Consider the following 19,933-nt stretch of genomic DNA (forward strand, 5'->3'; position numbering starts at 1 on the left):
TGCCGCTTGGCCACGCTGTTGATTGCGCACGGTATCCCCATAGCGAAAACTGCGGCGCCGCGCATCAATGGCAATCTCAAGCACGATCTGTTCGACCTGCCCTTGCCACCGCCGCCGCCCCTCCGCTAACGAGCGGGACGGTGGGGCCTGTAGCTCAACTGGTTAGAGCTGCCCGCTCATAACGGGTAGGTTGCGGGTTCAAGTCCTGCCGGGCCCACCAAATTTCTTCCAGATTTCGAGATACACATTGTGTATCTTTCGTGCTATATCCAAAGGCACGGAGACAATGGTGACGAAAGCTGCAACCGATCCCGAGAGCCAGGCAAGGCCGGTCAATCTGCGTGTCCGCACGGACATCCGCGCCTTGATCGACACTGCGGCGCGGATTCAGGGCAAGACCCGTTCCGACTTCATGATCGACGCATCCCGCCGCGCGGCCGAGGAAGCCCTGCTAGACCAGACTCTGCTTCGGGTGGATCAGGAAACCTATGACCATTTTGTCGCTGTGCTCGACCAGCCTCCCGGCGGCTCCGGTTTCGAAAGGCTGATGCGGGCGCCCAAGCCATGGAGCCAGTGAGCGTCGGTGCTTCGCCTTTATCCGCGCCGGAACCGTTGCACGACAATCACGATCTCGAGCAATTTGAATGTGGTATTGCCAGCCTGAACGATTGGCTGAAGCGGCGCGCGTGGGCCAACCAGGCAGGCGGTGCGTCGCGCACTTACGTCATCGCCGCTGGTAGACGCGTGATCGGCTATTATTGCCTGTCTTCGGGGGCGATTGCCGCGATCGAGGCACCCGGCAATGTCCGCCGCAATATGCCTGATCCGGTCCCCATGGCGGTCATGGGGCGCCTGGCGATCGATCATCTTTGGCAGAGGAAAGGGATCGGCGTCGCCTTGCTGCAGGATGCGGTGCTCCGCGCCGCGCAGGCAGCGGAGATCATCGGCATCCGGGGTATCCTCGTCCATGCGATTTCAATCGAGGCAAAAGCTTTTTACGATCATCATGGCTTCGTGCCGTCTTCCTCCAATCCAATGACGTTGTTGTTGTCCCTCAAGGGCGTTGTTCTCCGTTGAAGCGGTCCGCTCACTGAATTCGCTCCAGTCCATAGCTCGTCAGCCGAAACGGCGCGGCCCCGAACTCCGCATCGCGCGCTGCCTTGGCTGCGGCTCGCCCGTCATGGTCGAGCCGCCAGCCGATATCCGCATCGGCGCGGGCGAGTTGCTCGTCGGTCACGGTCAGTAGCGGGCTCGCAAAGCCCGCACCGGTCTGCCGGCGCCGGGCCGTAGCGAGATAATGCCCATAAGTCCGCGGCTGTCGATCCCATTGGGTGCGTATGATCGTGTCTGCGACCTTGCTGGCCTGGCGCGTCGACAGCGTGGTGTCGCGAACCAGCTCCGTGACGATGATTTGAGCGACAAGGGTCATTGGCAATACTACGATTATCGTAGCGATATGTCAATCGGAAAGTCGTGCGGCGCAGGCCTGCCGGGTATAGGGGATGGCTGCACGCGGGAGGGGCACATGCACGATCCGGATCTTCAGCCGACCCTGTCAGGCGAGCATGTCGTGCTTCGGCCAATCGCGGCAGGCGACTGGGAGGAGATGTTCGCGGCCGCGGCCGATCCGCTGATCTGGGCGGTCCATCCGGCACCCGATCGCTACACTGAACCTATGTTCCGCGAATATTTTGATGGCGCGCTCACGAGCGGCGCGGCGTTCGCCATTCTCGATCGTGAGACTGGCCGGATCATCGGGTCGAGCCGCTATCACGGTTATGACGCGGCGCTGGGCGAGATCGAGATCGGCTGGAGCTTCCTCGCCCGTAATTATTGGGGCGGCGCCTTTAACCGCGAGATCAAGACGCTGATGCTCGATCACGCCTTCGGCTTTGCGGAAACCGCGATCTTCATGGTCGGCGAGCGCAATTACCGGTCGCAGCGGGCGATGGAGAAGATCGGCGGCGTTCGCAGGCCCGAGCTGCTCGATCGCGCCTATAAGGATGTGGTCGTACGGCATGTCGTGTTCGAGATCCGCAAGGGCGGATAGCGGATCGGCTCGGCCGGCCATCGGCGCCATCGCCTCATGGAGCCTATCCTAACGGCAGCACCCGCCACGCCGTCGCCAGAAGCAGCACCACCAGCAACGGTGCCATGCTCCAACCGACCCGCCGCCACGGCACCACCGGCATTCCGAACAGATCGCCCCCCGCCAGCACCGCCGCAATCAGCGCCGCGATCATCGTCCACAGGTGATAGCGGAGCTCAGCCGCGACGCTGAACACGCCGTAGCCGAGGCCGTAGAGCAATGCCGACAGCGCAAGAGGCACGATCAGCCGGCGTGAGGGTAGGGCAGGACTCAGCGTTAACAGCCCGAATGCAAGCGCGATCCAGGCGATCGGCCAGCCAAGCGGTGTGTGTGCGCTGGCGCGGGCAGCCCAGTCGATCGCCGACAGGATCGGATTGGGTGTGACCTTGTAGTTCCAGTCATTGGGCGCTGCCACGACCTGGATCGGGCGCTCGACCTGATTGTGGATGAGGAAGCGGGTGTTGATGTTGAAATGCGCGAGCCGGTGCTCGGCATAGGCGATTGGGTGCGCCAGGATCGCGCCGGCCAGGAAGCGGTAGGGCTTGATTCCCTGCGCTTTCACCACCGCCTTCATTGGATCGAAGCCGAGCGGGCATAGCGGATCGACCCAGAAGCTGTAGGAGTCCCATTTGACCGGTGAATAGCAGATGTGATTGGTCTTGACCGGATCGGCCACGTCCATCGGCGGGAAGACATTGACGCCGCTATGCTCAGTGATGCCGCCGAGATCGAAGATGACCAGCGAGAGTTCGACACCGCTGGGTTCGGCGCCGATCGCCCGGTTGGCGAGGGGCAGTGCCAGCATCAGCAAGAGGGTGGCGACGATCGCCGAGGCGCCCATCCGCAGCCAGCTGCTGCGCCAACGCACCGGCAGCAGCGCGACGAACAGGGGCAGGGCGGCGAGAAAGGCGTTGAAGCGTAGCATCGMCGCGAACAGCAGCAGCGCGATGCCCAGCGTGCGGAGCAACCAGCGCCGCCGCGTTTCGCTGTCGTCGCTCCAGAACAACAGCCCGGTCGTGGTGAGCAGCGCGCCCGCCATCAGGCAATCCTTCAGCACCGCCCCCATCAGCGCCATGGAGAGCGGCAGCAGCCCGCAGGCAGCGAGGGATACCGCCAGCCAGTGCCGCCGCCTGCGCAGAGCCCATCCAGCGATCAGCGCGAACCCGCCCCAATAAAGCGTGAGCTGCAGGATCAGCATGGGTGCCGGGCCGGTGTGGATCGGGATCAGCTGCCGCCAGAGCCATTCCATCACCGGCGGATGCCAGTCATCGAAATCGCCGTCGATCGCCTGGCCATATTGGCGGATCGCGTCCCAGGTCATCAGCCCGGGCCAGTAAGCGAGCGCCGTCAGCGACGCGGCGGCCAGGATGCCGAGTGCCAGCAACGCGATGGTGCCCTTGTCGCGCAGCTGCATTTTCGGCGAGGATGCTGTCTCATTCATGGCGCTGCTCGTCCGCGATGCTGGGCGGCGGGTCAAGCGCTCCGGCGACGGGATGCTCAGGCCGGCTGATTGTACGGCCGATAACCCTCCCATTGCCATGGCAGGTTCACTGGCCCGAGCAGGCGCTCGACCAGCGGCAGGAAAATCCCCTCGGCGTGGTTGTCGTTCGCGAGCAACAGGATGCAGTCGCGTCGCCGGTCGATGCACAAGGCGTAGTTGGAGGTGCCGTCGTCATGGCCTTCCTTGAAGAAGGCGTGACCATATGGCGTCTCGAACACGCCCCAGCCGATCCCATAGCCCAGGCCGATCTTCTGCCATTGGTCGGTTCGGGCGTCGAGGAGGGTCGGAAACTGGGACGGGCTGTCGATCGCGATCGAGCGGCGGACCATTTCGGCCCGGGCCTTGCGGCTGAGCCCTTCGCCGCGCACCATCGCGGCGAGGAAGCGCGACCAGTCGTCGAGTGTGGTCGCCATCGATCCCGCAGCGTCGGCACGGGTGCGGTGCTTGAACACGCGGCCCGGCTCGTCCTCGGGATAGACCAGGGCGACATTCGCGCCGAAATCGTCGTGCCAGGTCATGCCGGTGCGGTGCATGCCGAAGCGACCGAAGATGCGGCGCTGCATCTCGGTGGCGGTATCCAGGCCAAGGCCCTTTTCGAGGACGAACTGCGCGAGCTCGAGTCCCTCGCCGGAATAGCCATAGCGGGTGCCGGGATCGCGGTGGATGTGGAGCTTCTTGTCGGGCTCGAAACGACGGAGATTGGCAAAACCGCTGCTATGATCGAGCAGGATGCGCAAGGTCAGCTGGTGCCAGCGGGGATCGCTGGCAAGATCCGCATAGTCCTCATATTCGGGCAGCGGCTTGGGGAGATAGGCAGCGATCGGTCGGTCGAGGTCAACGCGCCCCTCATCGACGAGCTGCATCACATACCAGGCGAAGGTCGCCTTGGTCAGCGAGGCGCCGTACATCACAGTGCTGGTCTCGAGCGGCAGGTCCTGCGCTGTGTCACGCTTGCCATAGCTTTTAGCGAAGACGACCCGGCCATTGCGGATCAGCGCGAGGCCGAGGCCGGTCACCTTTGCTTCGGTCATCAGCCTCCCGACCTCGCCATCGATTGCGGCGGGCGTCAGGCGGTGACCATCAAGCGTTGCGATAGGCGCCGACTCGGTCGTCGCGGCGGTGCAGGCGAGCAGGGCCAGGGCTGCAAAGAGCTTGCGCATGTGATGGTTTCCTCGGTGATGGAGGCAGGATAGGGCGGCTTGCTCGACGGGCAAGTACGGAAAGTTCATCGCCCAGGCGATCGGCGCGCGCATCTTCTTGCGTCACCCTTGCGTCATGGCAAAGCCTTTCCCGCAGCGCTTTACGCTACGGATCGCTAGCATTCGGTTCAAACAATGGCCATTTTTCCCATTGCGGCGCGCTCGATTCCGTTCCGACGATTGCAGTAAACGCAATCCACCTATCATTTTTCGCACTTGCAGCAATTTATGCTGCAGCGCACAAGGATCAGGCCTTTCAGGCATCCTCTCCTAAAACTTTCCAAGGCCGGCCCTTTAGGGGGCTGGCCCTTTTTTTTGTCCGCGATTTGGGTTAGGAAGTTCTCGCTACAGCGTCGCTGACATAATAAAAGTTCGTGGAGCGGAGCCAGCCGGAGAACCCGGCAACGGCGGGGTTGGAGCATGGGGGATTGAGCAGCCATCGGCGCTCTCCCCCAACTTTCTGTAAAACATGGCGGATTTTTCTGGGCGCATTTGAACGCCGCGTCAGAGGATGGTCGTGTCCGGCGCGAGCAGTTAGGCTGCGGCCATGCTTCGCCGATTCGCAATGCTCGCCCTGATCTGGTCCTGCTTCGGAGTCGCGGCCGCTCAGACCGCCACACCCGCTGTCCCGGCGCCCGCGCCTATGGAGGCTCCGGTGACCGTGAATGTGGTGATCACCACCAGCGAAGGACCAATCACGGTCGCGCTGGAAAAGAGCCGCGCGCCCAAGACGACGGCGAATTTCCTCCGTTATGTCGATGCGAAGCGGTTCGACGGCATCACCATCTATCGCGCCATGAAGCTTGGCGAAGGGCTCGGGCTGATCCAGGGCGGCGCTCAGAATGACCCCAAACGCCTGTTCCCGCCGGTCGCGCATGAGCCGACCACCCAGACCGGGCTCAGCAACAAGGACGGCGCGATCGCGATGGCGCGCGATGCGCCGGGCACCGCCACCGCCGACTTCTTCATCGCGGTCGGCGACATCTCGACGCTCGACGCGCAGCCCAGCCAGCCCGGCGACAATCTCGGCTATGCAGCCTTTGGGCACGTGACCGCCGGCATGGACCTGGTCCGGCGGATCCTGGAGGCGCCCACCTCGCCGACCACCGGGCCGCCCGGGATGGTCGGACAAATGCTGACGCCTCCGATCAAGATCCTCACCGTCCGCCGGGCGCCCTGAGCCTGAACCCAGGGCCTTCATAAGTCCGCACTGCATTGCCTCGCTCCAGTTCGTGATTGCGGCTCCACAGCGCGCGCTTGCTGTCGGCGCTGCCCTGGCGCCGCCGCTCATCGAAGAGCATGGCGAGCTTCAGCCGCGCAATCTTCTTGTTGGCGAATTGCGAGCGCTGATCCTGTGACACGGTGGCGAGGCCGGTCGGGATGTGCGTCGCGCGGACGGCGCTGTCGGTGGTGTTGACGTGCTGCCCGCCCGGACCCGAGGAACGGAATGCCTGATACTGGACATCGGCATCGCGGAACTCGGCGACGCTCTCGACCTCGGGCGCTCTGGTCACAGCCACGAACCAGTTCTTGCGCTTGTGCGTCGGGCGGAAGGGGCTGGTGCCGATCCAGCGGATCGTGCCCGTCCGCGCCGCGACGAACGCCTCACTGCCGGCGCCGATGACGCGGAGCAGCGCTGAGCTGCTTGGTCCGTTGACGGGCTCGACCGGTTCGCACGCCAGGCCATGGACGATGGCTTCCCGTGCGAACGCCGTCGCCAGTTGAGCGACGACCCATTGGCACTCCTCCGGACCCTGGCCTGACGAGAGATGAAGGATGATCTCGCTCATGTCCGCCTCGTCTTGTAGGTGATGAGGGGACGCAGCGTCGCGACGATGTCGATCAGGCCGGCCTGGTGGAGGTCGGCGATCACCTGGTGGATGTCCTTGTACGCTTGCGGCGCCTCCTCGTAGATCAGGGCGCGATCCTCGCAGATCACGCGGCTGCCGAGCCCGGTCCGCTCGAGCTCGGCGATGGTAAAGCGGCGCTTGAGCTTGTCCCGCGCCTCGCTGCGGCCCCATTTGCGTCCCGCGCCATGGGCGAGCGACTGCAGCGCATCTCCCGCCAGCTCAGACCGTGGTTGTACCAGATAGGTGAGATCTCCGCGCGAGCCTGGGATCACGATCGGCCCGCGATCGGCGGGCGCCGCACCTTTGCGGTGGAGCCACCCGCCATGATGCGGCGTCACGCTATTGTGGCAGATATCGAGCAGCCGCCGTCCCTTCATGCCGAGCTTTTCGAAGAAGCGCGTGGCGATGACCTCGCGGTTCAACACCGCCCAATCGATCGCCTGGTCATGCTCTGCCAGATAGGCCGTGCAGGCATCATCGCCGGCCATAAGGGCCTGCACATTCTGCCGGGCAAGCTGCCGCTCCAGGATCGCATGGCCGAGTCCGCGCGAACCGCTATGGATCATGAGGAAGACATTCGCCGTGTCGAGCTCGAGCGTGTCGAAAGCGTGCCCGTCAGCCACGGCATCGATGCGGAGCAGCTCGGCGAAGTGATTGCCGCCGCCGATGCTGCCGAGCGCTTCGCCCATCAGCGACGCGGGCAAACCGGCGCCGGTGAGGCTTGCGGCGTGATCGCCCTCCCATGCTTCTTCGAGGCCGTGGAGCTTGCGGTCCGCGGCATCGAGCCTGAACTTGCGGACCGCAGTCTCCGTTTCCCACAAGGCCATGCCGCAGCCGATGTCGCTACCGACAAGGTGCGGATAGACATGGCTGCGCGACCAGAAAGCCGCGCCGACCGCGATGCCGCGGCCGGCGTGGAGATCGGGCAGGCCGACAATCTCGTCGATTCCGTCCAGCGCCGCCGTCTGGCGAAGCTGGTCGATCGCGACCGGATCGATCCAGCTTTCGTCGGACGCGATGATGCGGATGCTGGCGCCGGTCATGCCGCCGTACCTTCATCCCTCAGCCCGAACCATCTCAGCTCACGCTTTGAGAGCTGGTGGTGCCGGACCACAGACCAGGTACCTGCATAGCGCCAGTTTCCGGTCGACAGCGCCTCGCGCAGCGCGTCGTCATCAATCCTCGGCCGGACATCCAGCTCGTAGAAGAACCAGCAGCCGTTCCGCCGGAACAGAAGCTCGGTGTCATTGATCTGGCGCAGATCGGGGTTGCCTTGCGGCTGCGCATTTTTGCGCTTCGCCGCGCGGCGCCCATGCCGCTCCTCTCCACGTGCGCGCCAAAATGCGACGCTATCCTTCAGCAAGCCGTCTTCGGGATCCACATAGAATTCGGGCCAGTAGAAGTTGCGTCGGTCGACCTCGATCGGATGCCCCTTGTGCAGCAATTCGCCGTGCCGCCCATAGGAGATGCCAAACAAGACAAAGTCCTTCAGATGAGTCCGGACATGCATCTTGACGGTGCTGCCGGTGTCGAGATGGGCGCAAATCTCGCTAAAGACATCGTCCCAGCGGCGCCCCACCTGCTTGCGGATGAAACGGACGAGCGGGGCGAGGTTCTCGTTGAGCGATTTGTAGTAGGGGGCCTGCTCAATGGCATGCCGCTTGAGTCCGATGAACTTGCGGTCCGTATCGCGGTCTTTCTTGAGCTTTACGGGCGGTGCGTGGCTGGCGCCCCAGCGTGGGCGCTCTACGATGACCTTGAACATGTCAGCGCGCATGACGAGTCTCCCCGGAAACGAGGAGAGACGCAGGCGATGCCGATCGCCGGGATGGCGATGCAGTCAGTGCGATAACTTCAGTCGAAAACGCAGCGCAGTGGCTGCGGAAGATCAGGCGAGCGGGCTCGCCATTGCAGGAAGTGCCCATGCAATATGGTCCTGAACAGGAAGGAATATGGGAGTGATCGAGCTGGTTGCGGTTGCGGGTCGCATGGGAGCACTCCTTTCCTGATCAGGCGTTGGAACAATCGCCGAAAATCGGCGAGCGCGGGCGTTACGCTGATTGCATGCGGTGTTCAAGTGGTATCGTGTGAAACGGAATTGCAAATTAACTACAATGATATACGCCGTCTGCCATAAGCTTGGGCGGGGGCGCATGCGATTGGAAGGCGTGAAGCTCTCGCTCGGGATCGGGGAGCATAAGCGATGCCGATTTATCATTTCAACGTGCATGATGGCGTGGATTGTCCTGATCGGGTCGGCAGCGACCTTCCCGATCTGGCCGCCGCGCGAACCGAGGCAGTACGGCGGATCACCGACATATTGAATCAAGGCGCGGCCGATTTCTGGACGGGTACGCCGTGGAATATAAACGTATCCGACGCCAACGGACTCACGCTGTTCACGATCATGTTCCTGGCGACGACGTCGCCGCTTGCGCCCGCCGGCTGAGTTTTTTTTCGTCGCATTTGTGCAGGATTATGCTTGCCGAAACCGCCGCTTAGCGGAATAAGGCCGGCCGCGCCCGGCGATCTGGAGCCGCTGCCGGCGTGGGCCGCGTGGAACGTTTCACGCCGGTCAGCGGTTTCGCGACAACGGGCCCCGGACTTGAGCTCGAACATCGGGCGTCGAGCATTGGGGATTCCACAAAGGGATGATGCTTATGAACAAGAAACTTCTTCTCCTCGCCGGTGCCGGCCTGTTCGCCCTGAGCGCGTGCGACCACAAGACGCCCGCCGCCGAGAACGTGGCCGCGGCTGCCGACAACGCCGCAGATTCGATGGACGCAATGGCGTCCAATGTTCATGACGAGGCCGACAATGCCGGCGCTGCCGTCACGGACGCACTGGACAACAAGGCGGAAGCAATCAGCAACAAGGCTGATGCGGTTCGCGAGGCCGGCGAGAACAAGGCCGACGCAATCGACAAGGCCGCCAAGAAATAACCCGAAAATCGGGTCGCACCGAAGGGCGTCGGGCAACCGGCGCCCTTCTAGCATCCAGCACTATTTCCGCGCTTCGGCGAGCGCCTTCATGGTTTCGATCGCGCCCTGGAAGCGCGTGTTGATACGCGTATATTGCGCGCGGCGGACGTCGTCCGAGGACATCAAAGCTGCGTCGTAGACCAAGGTGTAGATGATCCGCGACCTTTTCGGCCCGACCCACTCGACCGCGAGCGTGCCGTGATAGGCGAAGCCCGCCATGCCGCCCGCTGTCTGCGCATAGGTGTAGGAGAGGGGCGTGTTGCCGACCATCGGCTCGATCGTGGTGCCGTTCAGCTGCCGCACCGTGCCGACGCCGCCCTTGCCGGCGATGATCTCGCACTTGACCTTGAGCCACTCGGCGATTGCGCAGAAACCGCCGACCCGCAGCCACACCGCATCGGCCGGACGATCGACCATGATCTCCTTGTGGACGACGACATAGTCGGACGCGGTCGCCGGCGATGCAGCCAGCCCCAGAGCGAGAGCGAACAGGCTTCGAGCTATCCTCATGGTTTCCCCCCGACCGCCGCGACATTTTCGCAGGCAGGCTGCGCGTTACCTGTCCGGCGCCACTGGGAATGTCCAGAGGTGACGTCATGACGCCGCTTCGCTGTTGGGACGAGGAATCGCAACGCCGGGCAATTTGTGTCATCCTGGACACTGCATGACCATGACCAATCCCTATTATCAGGGCCCGCCGAGCGACCATTTCGATGGCACGCGTTTCTTCAATCCAGGCCAGAGGGCCCCAGACGCCGGTTTTGGCGCCTTCATGCGGTGGAAGCGGAGTGCGCAACCTGCACCATGGCCGCAATCGGTGCCGGTGGCCGAGGCAGTGCCCGAGGCGCGGGTGGACGGCTTGCGGATCACCATGGTGGGCCATGCCACGCTGCTGCTCCAGGCGACGGGGCTCAACATCCTGACCGATCCGGTGTGGTCGAACCGGGCCAGCCCCTTCAGTTTTGCCGGCCCGAAACGGGTAACGCGGCCGGGCATCGACTTTGCCACGCTGCCGCCAATCCATGTCGTGCTGCTCTCGCACAATCATTACGACCATCTCGATGTGGCGACGCTGAAGCGGCTTCAGGCCGCGCACCGGCCGCTGTTCGTGATGCCGCTCGGCAACGACGCGATCGTGCGGCGGGCGGTACCCGATGCGCGGATCGTGACGGGTGACTGGGGGGACACGGTCGATCTTGGCGAGGGCGTGGAGGCGCATCTCGTTCCCGCCAATCACTGGTCGTCGCGTGGTGTGCGGGACGGGCGGATGGCGCTGTGGTGCGGGTACATGATCCGCACCGGCACCGGCCTCGTCTATTTCGCGGGTGATACCGGCTATGGCGGCGGCACCATCTTCCGCGACATGCGCGAACGCTTCGGGGCGCCTGACATGTCGCTGATCCCGATCGGCGCCTATGAGCCGCGCTGGTTTATGGAGCCGCAGCACGTCAATCCGGAAGAGGCAGTGCGGATCATGCTCGATACGGGCACGAAGCAGGCGATCGGCATTCATTGGGGGACGTTCCAGCTTACCGACGAGGCGCGGGATGCGCCGGCGATCGGCCTGGAGGCAGCGCTGGCGGCGAACGGGATCGATCCCGCGCGGTTCGTGGCGGGGGTGCCGGGCGGGGTTTACGAGCTGCCCTGAGCTGTCGCCCTGGTGCTGCCGAGCGTGGATGGCGGGGCGTAAATCCATCACGAATACTTGGCGAATGTTGGAGAATCCGGGGCGAAAACGCGCAAAAAAGCGGTGAAACGGGCGTAATTCTCCATCAATTTAGCCACTTTCTCCAAAGATATTAACAGGTTGGAACCTCGCATAATTCGTTCGCAATCGTTCCGAGGGTGCTCTCAATATTTCTGTAACATTCATTTTCCGAGCGCCGGATTTTGATGGCTAATGAGCGCCCATTTGCGACCTCATGTCAGTACCGTGAATGGCGAAACGGCATTTTTGCGAGCCACCGTGTAGGTGTGAATTTTAACGCGATCCGGAGATTTTTCGACGTTATAAGCCGCAACATGTCGATATTCCAACATCTGTTCGTGAATGCATCTCGCACCCCGATGGATGAAAACTGAGTGTTTTCTTGATTCCGAAGTATTGAATTTTGCGAGTCACGTGAATTCTGTCCTTTTTTTCTTGATCCAGCGATTTCGCGCGGTGAGCGCCCGCGATCACCGCTGCCCGAACGGCGGCGTTGCGATCGCCCCGCCAATGAAAAAATCGGGCATCGGATCGGGCAGGAGCATAGCAGAGGCCGGCAAGGGTTGAATTCACTCCACACCCGCCGCCCGTCCCATTGCGAAGATCCGCACGGCCGTGCCAGGGTCCATGCGCGAATATCCAGGATGCTGTGACTGTCAGCTTGGGAGCCGACCCGCCAATGAAGAATATTCAGATTGTCGATGGCGCGCGGAACGCGACGTTCAGTATCTTTCAGGCGACCGATGAAGCGTTCGAAGCGATCTTTCCGGATGGCCGGGACATGGAGGTGGCCGAAGACCTGATCGCGCGACTGGGCGAGGATCAGGCCGGCGCCGTGCTTTCGCCGCTCTGGGATCGGCCCGTGCTGAAGCGAGATGCTCAGGGCATCCACGGCACACTCTTTTACGATTATGCCGAACGACGCGACATATTTCCCGCAACCATGCGGGAGATTGATTGGGATGAGGGTTCCATCAACGCGGCACAACGACGGCTATTCGCTTCGCATCGGTAGCCTTGTGTGATCGGCCGTTGGCAGACACATAAGGCCGAGCAAGGACTCGTCAGTGCCGGCACTGCCCGTCGTCCCACGCCCCGCCACTATCAAGGCACGCGTCCTGTCCAACGAAGGGCGAGAGCCAGATAAAGGCGATCGTGCCGATGCCGGCCAAGAGCACCGTCGCCAACACCACTTGCCTGAACCGGATCCGCATCAGCCTTGCGTATCAGCTATTATCTGATCCGAACACTCATGGCCTCGCTCCGGTGCCGACATCCTCAGCGTAAAGCGCCCAGGCGCTGGCGAGATCCTGCACGACATGGCCGAGCGACTTGTAGACGGTGATTTCGTCGTGCGATGTGCGGCCCGGGATGGTACCGGCAAGCACCTCGCCGATCTCGGCGACGAGATGGGCGTCAGTGATCAGGCCGGCGCGTTTGGCGCGGAGGAATTCGCCACCCTGGGCGAGCACGCCTTCGCGGCTGTCGGCGATGAAGCGGGCGCGGACGACCAGATCATTGTCGACCTCGGCTGGGCCCGCATGGCTCGATCCGACCAGATTGAGATGCGTGCCGGGGCGTACCCAGGCGCCGTGCAGGATCGGCTCGGCCGCGCCGGTGACGGTGCAGACGATGTCCGCCTCAGCGACTGTATGTTCGACCGAAATCGCGACGGAGATCGGCACGTCGAGCTCAGCGGCCATGCGATCGACAAACCCGGCCGCGCGTTCCGACGAGCGGCCCCAGATGCTGACGTGGCTCAACGGCCGGACTTCGGCGATGGCGCGGATATGGGTCGCGGCCTGCTCGCCATAGCCGAGGATCGCGAGCCGCGTCGCATCGGCCCTGGCAAGCGCGTCGGTGGCAACGGCGCTCGCCGCCGCGGTGCGGATCGCGGTGACTTCGCCGGCATGGACGACGCAGACCGGCGCGTCGGTCTCGGGATCGAACAGGACGATCAGGCCTTGGTGGGACTGGAGGCCCTTCGCGAAATTGTCCGGGCTGACGCTGATCAGCTTGGCGCCGTAGGGCCCGTCCGCCGCCATCGCGCCGGGCATGATGCCGAACAGCCTGGGGCCGGAGAGCGGAATGATCGAGCGCAGATGCTGCCGCGTCTCGCCGCGCGAAAAGGCGATCATCGCCTCGCGGACGATCGGGATACAGACGGGATAGGTGAGGCGCTCTGCGACTTCTTCACGATCGATCAGACGCATGGCTGTCCTCCGTTGGTGACGGAGGTTCTAGCAGTGATATGCGCAATCTCGAACGGCGGATTGGCGCGATTGGGCTGAGCGGGAGAGGTCCCGCTCAGCCATGTTCAATCAGCGATTGGCGACCTTCACCCTGGTGTAGGGCACGAACTCACCGAGCCCGACAAAGCCGCGCGAAAAGTTCGAGCCGCGATCGATCAGGTTGACCGTGTCGAGGCTGCACAGTTCGGAGCCATAGGTCTTGGTGACGAGGATATCGTCGCTGTCGAGCGATTCAGCACCGATGCGAGGCCGGTTGACGAACAACCGGCCGCCGCCTGTGTCGTAAACGATCGCGGTATCGTCGATGATCTGGCTCGAGCGGACGTCGCGCAGGTTGATGCAGCTGACCGGCTTGCCGGCGACACGGCCGGCGATGGCGGCGGTGAGCTTTGCTTCATTCTTGCTGTTGTCGCGGTCCGCCGCAAGCGCGGAAGCGCTCGCGCCGATCAGCGCGGCGCCGATAATGAGTGAGGGGAACAGGCGCATGACACAATCTCCCGGTTCAAATGCTGAGGGCGTGCATAGCATGCTCCGGCTGAACGGGATATGAGCGGGCGGGCACCAGTTTCTGTCCCATGCGGCAGTCTTCGACCTAGCGCGCGCCTTTGCATCCAAGCGCCAGTAATTCGGACAGCCGCAAGTCGATGTCTTGATCATTGCCCTTCAGGTACAGAACGTCGTCCACGAGAGGCCGGCCGTTTTCCCGCACCACGACCGCCGCCACACGCCATGTCACTCTGTTCGACGCGTCTTCCCAGGCGAGTTTCACATGTACACGGTAAGAGCCGTCCGGGTCGGATTCGGTTCGCTCGATGCGGAAAGTCTGCGCATCCGAGTCCTTCTTGCCGCCCGAGAAGACGGCATAGTCGGCCAGGTTGACCGGAGGCTTCAGTTTTGGGTCCGGATTCTCGCGTCGCCAGTCTTCGAGACAGGTCCTGGTCAGATCGAATTCGTGAAGCAATTTCTTGCTGAGATAGGGGCCGAAGACGTTCAGGTCCGGTATGCCGGACGGATGACGGGCGACCACCATTTTGTAGAAATGATCGACCACCGCATCGGGCTGATCAGGCAGGGCGGGTGGCGTTCCTTGCGGAGCGCCCTGGCCCCATGCCGAGATCATCAGCAACGGCATAAGACAGACGCACCATAGACGCTTCATATCTCTACCTAAGGGAGCGGTGCCGGGGGCAAACGACGTAAATTCAGCTCATTGTGGACGACTCTATCGAAGCGCAGTCAATACCAACGCAGTCCTGTACCGTCCAACGGTTGTAGTCCGGCCTGCTGGGCGCGCGCCAATCCGATCTGGCGTACCCTGGAGAACCAGATTCGGTAGGCCCGATAGGCTTTGTGAACTGCGCCGGCGTTCGTCACATAGAAGTGACGGGCATCGCTATGAGAAGCATTGTCGCCTCTGAGGGCAATAGCCGACGCATGGTTGAAACGGCCGCTATACACATACGAGATGGCGTATAACGCTGCGAGGTTCGCGCGTGTCGGCGCGAATAATTGCGACACGTCGAGCCGGGTTACGCCGCTGAATGCACCGGGTCGCAGGTCGTGCTCCTCAGCAAGGAGGCACCGGATGGCATCCAATTTGTCGGTTTCGGTAAGCGATGCCACGTTCCACGGATCGGACGCAAAGAGCGCTGCCACTTCCGCGTCCGCAGGCGCTTTTGCCGGCGCTGATTCTTTTGCCGGTGCGGGCTTCACGTCCCGGGCTACTCTTTCCAGCCATTGTCCGCAGCTTGGCGACTCGCTGGCATAGGCCATGTCGTGCGGCCACAGACACGCAAGCATGACGGCCAACAGCCATCCGCCGGGGCGGCGGAGCCCAGGAACGCGCATAATGGACGAGTTTACCATTGGCCCCCTGCTTTCGGACGGTGTCAGTCAGTCATAATCCAGGCTCGGATACCAATGCGGATCGCGCCCCGCAGGCGTCGTGTCCAGCACATTCCACAAGGGAATCATCTCCGGCGCGCCGCGCGGATCCTGGCCGGGATCGGCGGTTTCGCCACTCATTTCGCCGCCCCAGAAATGGCGGATCACGCCGTCGCGCTTCGTGAAGACATTGTAGCCGGGATTGTCACCCTTATCGGTCCAGGCGAGATAGTCGCGGCCATAGTGCTCGGTCTTGTCCTGATAGAGCGGAAGATGCCGCCAGCCACGTTCGCGCTTGAAGGCGAGCAGGCGCTCGATCGGCGCGCGTGCGACTACCGCAAGGGCGACGCGCTGCTGGAGATCAGCGCCATTGGCATCGAGCGGGCCGAGAAAGGCAGTGCACATCGGGCAGGGGCGCTCGCGCTCGGGCCCGAACATAAAGCTGTAGATGACGAGCGTATCGTGGCTGCCGAACAGATCGGCGAAATGGACCTTTCCCTGCTCGCCTTCGAACAGATAGTCCTTCGTCACTTCGCCTCCCGGCGGCAAGGCGCGGCGATGCTCGGCGACGCGCTCGATCTCACGGCGAAGCGCGATCTCCTCAGCCAGCAGGGCGGTGCGGGCGGCGCGGTACTCAGCGCTTTCGTTTGGGAAGCGGTAAAAGCTCCGCGCGGCGAGATCCGCAGGGGTGGGGAGCGGTGGTGCTGCATCGGCCATGGCGAACCTCCTGGCGGGGAAATACCAAGCGTGTCGCATGGCGCAAGGTTCCGGAGAGGGGCGGATCGACATTGCGGGACTCCCCAAAGCGTCGCACCCGTGCCACGATCGGCGATCGATCCAGGGGAGAGATCATGCACGTGTTTTTGACCGGGCGCGCCGCCTGATGGCTGACGATCCGACACCGCCGTCCAATGAGGGGGCGTCCAGTGGCGATACGTCCAGCGCGGGCCGCGAAGCATTGATGGTCTGGGTGAAGATGCTCGGCCTGATCGCGGGCCTTGCGCTGTTCTGCCTGGTGATCTTCCGGCTGACACGGATGCTCGCCTAGCGTTCGGCGCGTGGCGGGGACGTGCTTGTGGCCGCCGAGTCAACGCGGCCCATAAAAAGATGCCCGGCACCCTGAGGGGGCCGAGCACCAGGTTAGCGCATCTGCGCTGATATCCATCGAGGGAATCGGCTAGATATCAACGCAGTATGAGGTTTCCCTCATCGCGCAGCTCGAAAACCTTTCACGCCGGGCCCGGTTCCGTGTGGCCGTTGCGCCCCCCGGAACCAGGCCCGGCTGCGATCAGAAGTCCACCTTCGCGCCGACGCGGAACGAGCGGCCGATGATGCCCGCTTCGCTGACGACCGGGTTGTAGAGATAGGCGCCATAGGTGGCCGCATCGATCGATGCCTTGCGGTCAGCGACATTCAGCACGTCCATGTACAGGGTGAACCTGTCGGCCACCTTGACCGCCCCGTGCAGATCGACGCTGACGAACGACTTCACATTGCACGACTGATACGCGTCGCCGTCATTGTTCGTGGGAACGAGACCGCAATCACCGGCCACATTGCCCTGGTCCTCAGCCGAGTAGTTGTAGCCGCTCGTATAATAAGCGGTTGCCGAAAGTGACCACGGACCCATGTCGAGCGTGTTCTGCCAGCTGCCGCGCCAGCGCTGCGTGCCCGAACCTGCCGTCAGGTTGTAGTTGCCCAGCGTGCCGGCATAATGTTCGACATGCCCGTCCGGGAAGCTGGTATCGAGATTGATGACATAGGTCGCATCCGCCGAAGTGGTGAACCGGACATTGTCGCCCAGTTTGAACCGCCCCTTGATACCGAAATCCAGACCCGAGGTGTTGATCTTGTTGGCGTTGATGAAGGTGCCCTGCGCGAAAGCGACGCGCGCCTGCGAGGTCGGATGCTCCGTATCGACCTGGTCGGGCGTGATGACGACATTATTGTACGTCAGATCGCCAGTGGCATAGTAATTGTTGATCGCCGCCTGGAAGTTGACCGCGGTGATCGCGTTGGTCTTCTCGATATTATAATAATCGACCGTGAAGCTGAGGTTCGGAATCGGCTCGATGATCGCGCCGACCGTGAAGTTGCGCGACTTTTCCGGCTTCAGATTGGGGTTGCCCACCGTGGTTTGACCAATGGTGTAGGTGGTGAGGTACTGGTTTGGCCCGCCGCCGGTGGTCAGATGCGAATTATAAAAGTCCGGTGCGTTTTGCAGCAGCGAGCTTGGGCTCACGGTGACATAGCCCGTCGTCGGCAGCGCGCCGCTTTCCGCGAAGCTCGGGATACGGAAGCCCTTCGAGAAGGTGCCGCGCAATGCGATCTGCTTGATCGGGGTGAACTTCACGCCGACCTTTGGCGAGAAGTTGCTCTGGCCCGAGGAGTAATGGTCATACCGGCCCGACCCGTTGATTTCGAGGACGTTGAGGACTGGTGCGTTGATCTCGAAATAGGCCGACTCGACCTCGCGCTTGCCGATCGCGCCGAACGCGTTGAGCCGGAAGTAGCGCTCGGTCGGGCCGTTCGCGTCCGGGTTGCCGCTCGGATCGTACAGCGACTCATGCCGGAACGCGCCACCGACAGCGACCTGCAGCGGGCCGCCGGGAAGCTGGAATACGTCCTTCGATACGCTGCCCTGGATCTGGTACAGATGCGAGTTCTGCTTCAGCCGCTGAGTGGGCGTCAGATAATCGAGCGCCGCCTGACTGGTCTGCGACGGGTTCACGAAATTATAGGATCCGTCGTTGATCTCGTCGAGCAGGTGCTGGATGTAAACATAGCCCTTCGCGGTCGTCTCGAGGTTGCTGACCATCGCAGTGCCGTCCACCGCATAGTTCCAGCCCTCGCCGAAGGTGCCGTGCACCCCCATCGCCGCGCGATAAACCTGGCTGAGCGATGCGTTGAACTCAGTGCTGGTCGGCAGGCGGCCGGCGATGCGGGCGACCTGGCCTTGCGCCGCGAAGGGGTTGTTCGGGTTCAGCGTACCATTCGCGGCGGTGCAGGCGACCGTGGTGCCACGGGGGCACACATAGACCGGCAGGGTCAGGACGTTGGGGCCAGGCAATGTGCTGTAAGCCGGAAAATTGATGCCGGCCGGAGCGTTGGCGTAGATGATGCTGGCGAGGCCGGTATAGGAGGAATAGCTCCGCTCATAGTTCAGCTCGGTATAGAATTCGGTGTCGCTGCCGAGGGCGACGGTGCCGCGCGCCGAGCCGCCCCAGCGATACTGCCTCGGCAGGATCTGGCCGAAGTCATGGGTGATGTCCTGCTGGCAGACGGTCCGCGCGGCGCCGGCAGAGGCGTTGTTTGGATCGTTATATTCAGCGTCGCTCAGCGTGTAGGACGTCAGGTTGCCGCAGCCGTTCAGCAGTTGGTAGCGGCCCAGCGCGGTCGTGTTGGTCGCATCATAAGGCCGCACCAGCAGGCCGGTCGTGCGGAACGACAGGCCGTTATAGACGCCGTTGGTCACGCCATTCTGGATGTTGTTCGGCCCGCAGACGCCTTGATAGCAAAGGCCGGTCTGGTTGTCGGTGTTGAAGGGATAGTCGCGATCCCGGTTATACAGCGCCGCACTCTCGATATAATGGCCGCTGACATAGACGTTGAAGCCCTGTGAGGCGAGATCGCCAAAGCCATAGGTCGCGCTCAGGCGATAGTTGGAGGCGTCGCCACGCTGGCTGATACCGGCCTCGGCGGTAGCGTGCAGGCCGGTGACCTGCTTCTTGGTGATGATATTCACGACGCCCGCGACTGCGTCGGCGCCATAGGTGGCGGACGCGCCGTCTTTGAGCACTTCGACGCGGTCGACAATCTCGTCCGGGATGGTGTTGAGATCGACGAAGTTGCGCGTGCCGTCATCGGCCAGCGGATAATAGGCGGCGCGCAGGCCATCGAACAGCACCAGCGTCGACGACGTGGTCAGGCCACGCAGTGACACCGATGACGCGCCGCCGGCAAAGGCTCCGTTTGCGGTAAAGCTGTTGGTCAGCGCCGGGCCGTTATTGGAGGAAAGCGTCTGGATCGCGCCCTGGACGGTCTGGATACCGCGCTTCTCGAGATCGTCGCCGGTGAGGACGGTGACAGGCGAGGGCGTCTCGGCGTCGGTGCGGCGGAACATCGTTCCGGTGACGACGATGTCGGGGGTCGAGGTGTCGGCGGCCTGATCAGCCTGCGGGGCGGGCGTCGCAGTCGCTGCCGTGGCCGCGTCCTGCGCGAATGCCGGCGCCGCGGTCAGCGATACGAAGGCGGCAATCGTGGCGGTGCCCGCCAGCAGGCCGGCCTTGCGCACCGATGGATTGAGATTGGTCACGCGAAAACTCCTCACTGAGCCCGGAGCGTCGCCTTTTTCGCGACACCCTCGGGTGTTTGCCAAGTCTCGGGAACCAGTATCCCGGTGCCCCCGAGACTGATGGCGCTGCGATTAATCGGCGCCGTGGCGGTGTAAAGAAGCCGGAAGGGAGGCA

Annotated in this window: 25 protein-coding genes and 1 tRNA gene; 12 read left to right on the forward strand and 14 right to left on the reverse strand. The window is 63.0% G+C overall.

Features of this window, described 5'->3' with window-relative positions; translation table 11 throughout:
- Positions 1-6 precede the first annotated feature (6 nt).
- The 4 genes from AC1DVS_RS07385 (at position 7) to AC1DVS_RS07400 (ending at position 1,077) form a co-directional block, all read left to right on the forward strand.
- Entirely contained in the window at positions 7-129 is a 123-nt protein-coding gene (locus AC1DVS_RS07385; RefSeq protein WP_478021694.1) for a hypothetical protein, read from the forward strand.
- 14 nt (positions 130-143) lie between these two features.
- Positions 144-220, forward strand: a tRNA-Ile gene (locus tag AC1DVS_RS07390).
- Between the two features lie 69 nt (positions 221-289).
- Positions 290-577: a type II toxin-antitoxin system TacA family antitoxin gene (locus AC1DVS_RS07395; protein WP_478021696.1), complete on the forward strand. Its 288-nt coding sequence runs from the start codon at positions 290-292 to the stop codon at positions 575-577.
- Entirely contained in the window at positions 565-1,077 is a 513-nt protein-coding gene (locus tag AC1DVS_RS07400) for a GNAT family N-acetyltransferase (RefSeq protein ID WP_478021697.1), read from the forward strand. Before AC1DVS_RS07395 ends, AC1DVS_RS07400 begins: the two co-directional genes overlap by 13 nt.
- A 10-nt stretch (positions 1,078-1,087) precedes the next feature.
- Here the strand turns inward: AC1DVS_RS07400 and AC1DVS_RS07405 are convergent, their stop codons facing one another.
- Positions 1,088-1,429, reverse strand: coding sequence for a hypothetical protein (locus AC1DVS_RS07405; protein WP_478021698.1), 342 nt, complete (start codon positions 1,427-1,429; stop codon positions 1,088-1,090).
- A 96-nt stretch (positions 1,430-1,525) separates the two neighbouring features.
- Between AC1DVS_RS07405 and AC1DVS_RS07410 the strand changes: the two genes are divergently transcribed.
- Positions 1,526-2,050, forward strand: a complete 525-nt coding sequence (locus AC1DVS_RS07410) for a GNAT family N-acetyltransferase (protein WP_478021700.1) — start codon at positions 1,526-1,528, stop codon at positions 2,048-2,050.
- Positions 2,051-2,093: 43 nt separating this feature from the next.
- Here the strand turns inward: AC1DVS_RS07410 and AC1DVS_RS07415 are convergent, their stop codons facing one another.
- Entirely contained in the window at positions 2,094-3,530 is a 1,437-nt protein-coding gene (locus AC1DVS_RS07415; RefSeq protein WP_478021702.1) for a hypothetical protein, read from the reverse strand.
- A gap of 56 nt (positions 3,531-3,586) precedes the next feature.
- Entirely contained in the window at positions 3,587-4,750 is a 1,164-nt protein-coding gene (locus AC1DVS_RS07420) for a serine hydrolase domain-containing protein (RefSeq protein ID WP_478021704.1), read from the reverse strand.
- A gap of 586 nt (positions 4,751-5,336) precedes the next feature.
- On the opposite strand from AC1DVS_RS07420, the gene AC1DVS_RS07425 reads away from it, so the two are divergent.
- A complete protein-coding gene (locus tag AC1DVS_RS07425; RefSeq protein WP_478021706.1) occupies positions 5,337-5,969 on the forward strand; it encodes a peptidylprolyl isomerase in 633 nt (210 codons plus the stop codon).
- Here AC1DVS_RS07425 and prfH read toward each other — a convergent pair.
- Genes prfH through AC1DVS_RS07440 form a run of 3 tightly spaced genes read right to left on the reverse strand, consistent with a single transcriptional unit; the run spans position 5,947 to position 8,404 of the window.
- Positions 5,947-6,579, reverse strand: a complete 633-nt coding sequence (prfH, locus tag AC1DVS_RS07430; RefSeq protein WP_478021707.1) for a peptide chain release factor H — start codon at positions 6,577-6,579, stop codon at positions 5,947-5,949. The genes AC1DVS_RS07425 and prfH overlap by 23 nt on opposite strands.
- Positions 6,576-7,682 (reverse strand): RNA ligase RtcB family protein, encoded by a 1,107-nt coding sequence (locus AC1DVS_RS07435; protein ID WP_478021709.1) that lies wholly within the window; start codon positions 7,680-7,682, stop codon positions 6,576-6,578. Before AC1DVS_RS07435 ends, prfH begins: the two co-directional genes overlap by 4 nt.
- The gene (locus AC1DVS_RS07440) at positions 7,679-8,404 is read right to left on the reverse strand and encodes a hypothetical protein (protein WP_478021710.1); all 726 of its coding nucleotides are present in this window, start codon (positions 8,402-8,404) and stop codon (positions 7,679-7,681) included. Before AC1DVS_RS07440 ends, AC1DVS_RS07435 begins: the two co-directional genes overlap by 4 nt.
- Before the next feature lie 438 nt (positions 8,405-8,842).
- Between AC1DVS_RS07440 and AC1DVS_RS07445 the strand changes: the two genes are divergently transcribed.
- Positions 8,843-9,088, forward strand: a complete 246-nt coding sequence (locus tag AC1DVS_RS07445; protein WP_478021711.1) for a DUF6894 family protein — start codon at positions 8,843-8,845, stop codon at positions 9,086-9,088.
- A gap of 211 nt (positions 9,089-9,299) precedes the next feature.
- On the forward strand, positions 9,300-9,581 hold the full coding sequence (locus AC1DVS_RS07450) for a hypothetical protein (protein WP_478021713.1): 282 nt from the start codon (positions 9,300-9,302) through the stop codon (positions 9,579-9,581).
- 60 nt (positions 9,582-9,641) lie between these two features.
- On the opposite strand, the gene AC1DVS_RS07455 is transcribed toward AC1DVS_RS07450, so the two are convergent.
- Complete coding sequence (locus AC1DVS_RS07455; RefSeq protein ID WP_478021715.1) at positions 9,642-10,130, reverse strand: SRPBCC family protein; 489 nt, start codon at positions 10,128-10,130, stop codon at positions 9,642-9,644.
- A gap of 154 nt (positions 10,131-10,284) precedes the next feature.
- Here AC1DVS_RS07455 and AC1DVS_RS07460 point away from each other — a divergent pair, with 154 nt between their 5' ends.
- From AC1DVS_RS07460 to AC1DVS_RS07470, 3 genes are all read left to right on the forward strand, one after another.
- Positions 10,285-11,268, forward strand: coding sequence for an MBL fold metallo-hydrolase (locus AC1DVS_RS07460; protein WP_478021716.1), 984 nt, complete (start codon positions 10,285-10,287; stop codon positions 11,266-11,268).
- A 402-nt stretch (positions 11,269-11,670) separates the two neighbouring features.
- Positions 11,671-11,895 (forward strand): hypothetical protein, encoded by a 225-nt coding sequence (locus AC1DVS_RS07465; protein ID WP_478021718.1) that lies wholly within the window; start codon positions 11,671-11,673, stop codon positions 11,893-11,895.
- Between the two features lie 94 nt (positions 11,896-11,989).
- A complete protein-coding gene (locus AC1DVS_RS07470; RefSeq protein WP_478021719.1) occupies positions 11,990-12,343 on the forward strand; it encodes a hypothetical protein in 354 nt (117 codons plus the stop codon).
- Between the two features lie 49 nt (positions 12,344-12,392).
- On the opposite strand, the gene AC1DVS_RS07475 is transcribed toward AC1DVS_RS07470, so the two are convergent.
- From AC1DVS_RS07475 to AC1DVS_RS07500, 6 genes are all read right to left on the reverse strand, one after another.
- The gene (locus AC1DVS_RS07475) at positions 12,393-12,515 is read right to left on the reverse strand and encodes a hypothetical protein (protein WP_478021721.1); all 123 of its coding nucleotides are present in this window, start codon (positions 12,513-12,515) and stop codon (positions 12,393-12,395) included.
- Between the two features lie 63 nt (positions 12,516-12,578).
- Positions 12,579-13,541: an ornithine cyclodeaminase family protein gene (locus AC1DVS_RS07480; RefSeq protein WP_478021723.1), complete on the reverse strand. Its 963-nt coding sequence runs from the start codon at positions 13,539-13,541 to the stop codon at positions 12,579-12,581.
- 108 nt (positions 13,542-13,649) lie between these two features.
- Positions 13,650-14,066 (reverse strand): hypothetical protein, encoded by a 417-nt coding sequence (locus tag AC1DVS_RS07485; RefSeq protein WP_478021724.1) that lies wholly within the window; start codon positions 14,064-14,066, stop codon positions 13,650-13,652.
- 106 nt (positions 14,067-14,172) lie between these two features.
- Positions 14,173-14,712, reverse strand: coding sequence for a hypothetical protein (locus AC1DVS_RS07490; protein ID WP_478021726.1), 540 nt, complete (start codon positions 14,710-14,712; stop codon positions 14,173-14,175).
- 104 nt (positions 14,713-14,816) lie between these two features.
- Positions 14,817-15,353, reverse strand: coding sequence for a hypothetical protein (locus AC1DVS_RS07495; protein ID WP_478021727.1), 537 nt, complete (start codon positions 15,351-15,353; stop codon positions 14,817-14,819).
- Positions 15,354-15,473: 120 nt separating this feature from the next.
- Positions 15,474-16,181: a DUF899 family protein gene (locus tag AC1DVS_RS07500; RefSeq protein WP_478021728.1), complete on the reverse strand. Its 708-nt coding sequence runs from the start codon at positions 16,179-16,181 to the stop codon at positions 15,474-15,476.
- A gap of 166 nt (positions 16,182-16,347) precedes the next feature.
- Between AC1DVS_RS07500 and AC1DVS_RS07505 the strand changes: the two genes are divergently transcribed.
- The gene (locus AC1DVS_RS07505) at positions 16,348-16,512 is read left to right on the forward strand and encodes a hypothetical protein (RefSeq protein ID WP_478021730.1); all 165 of its coding nucleotides are present in this window, start codon (positions 16,348-16,350) and stop codon (positions 16,510-16,512) included.
- A gap of 240 nt (positions 16,513-16,752) precedes the next feature.
- Here the strand turns inward: AC1DVS_RS07505 and AC1DVS_RS07510 are convergent, their stop codons facing one another.
- Positions 16,753-19,779 carry a TonB-dependent receptor domain-containing protein gene (locus tag AC1DVS_RS07510; RefSeq protein ID WP_478021731.1) on the reverse strand — a complete coding sequence of 1,009 codons (3,027 nt, stop codon included), beginning with the start codon at positions 19,777-19,779 and terminating at the stop codon, positions 16,753-16,755.
- Between the last annotated feature and the right edge of the window lie 154 nt (positions 19,780-19,933).

The organism is Sphingomonas sp. P3_C5 (assembly GCF_056402635.1).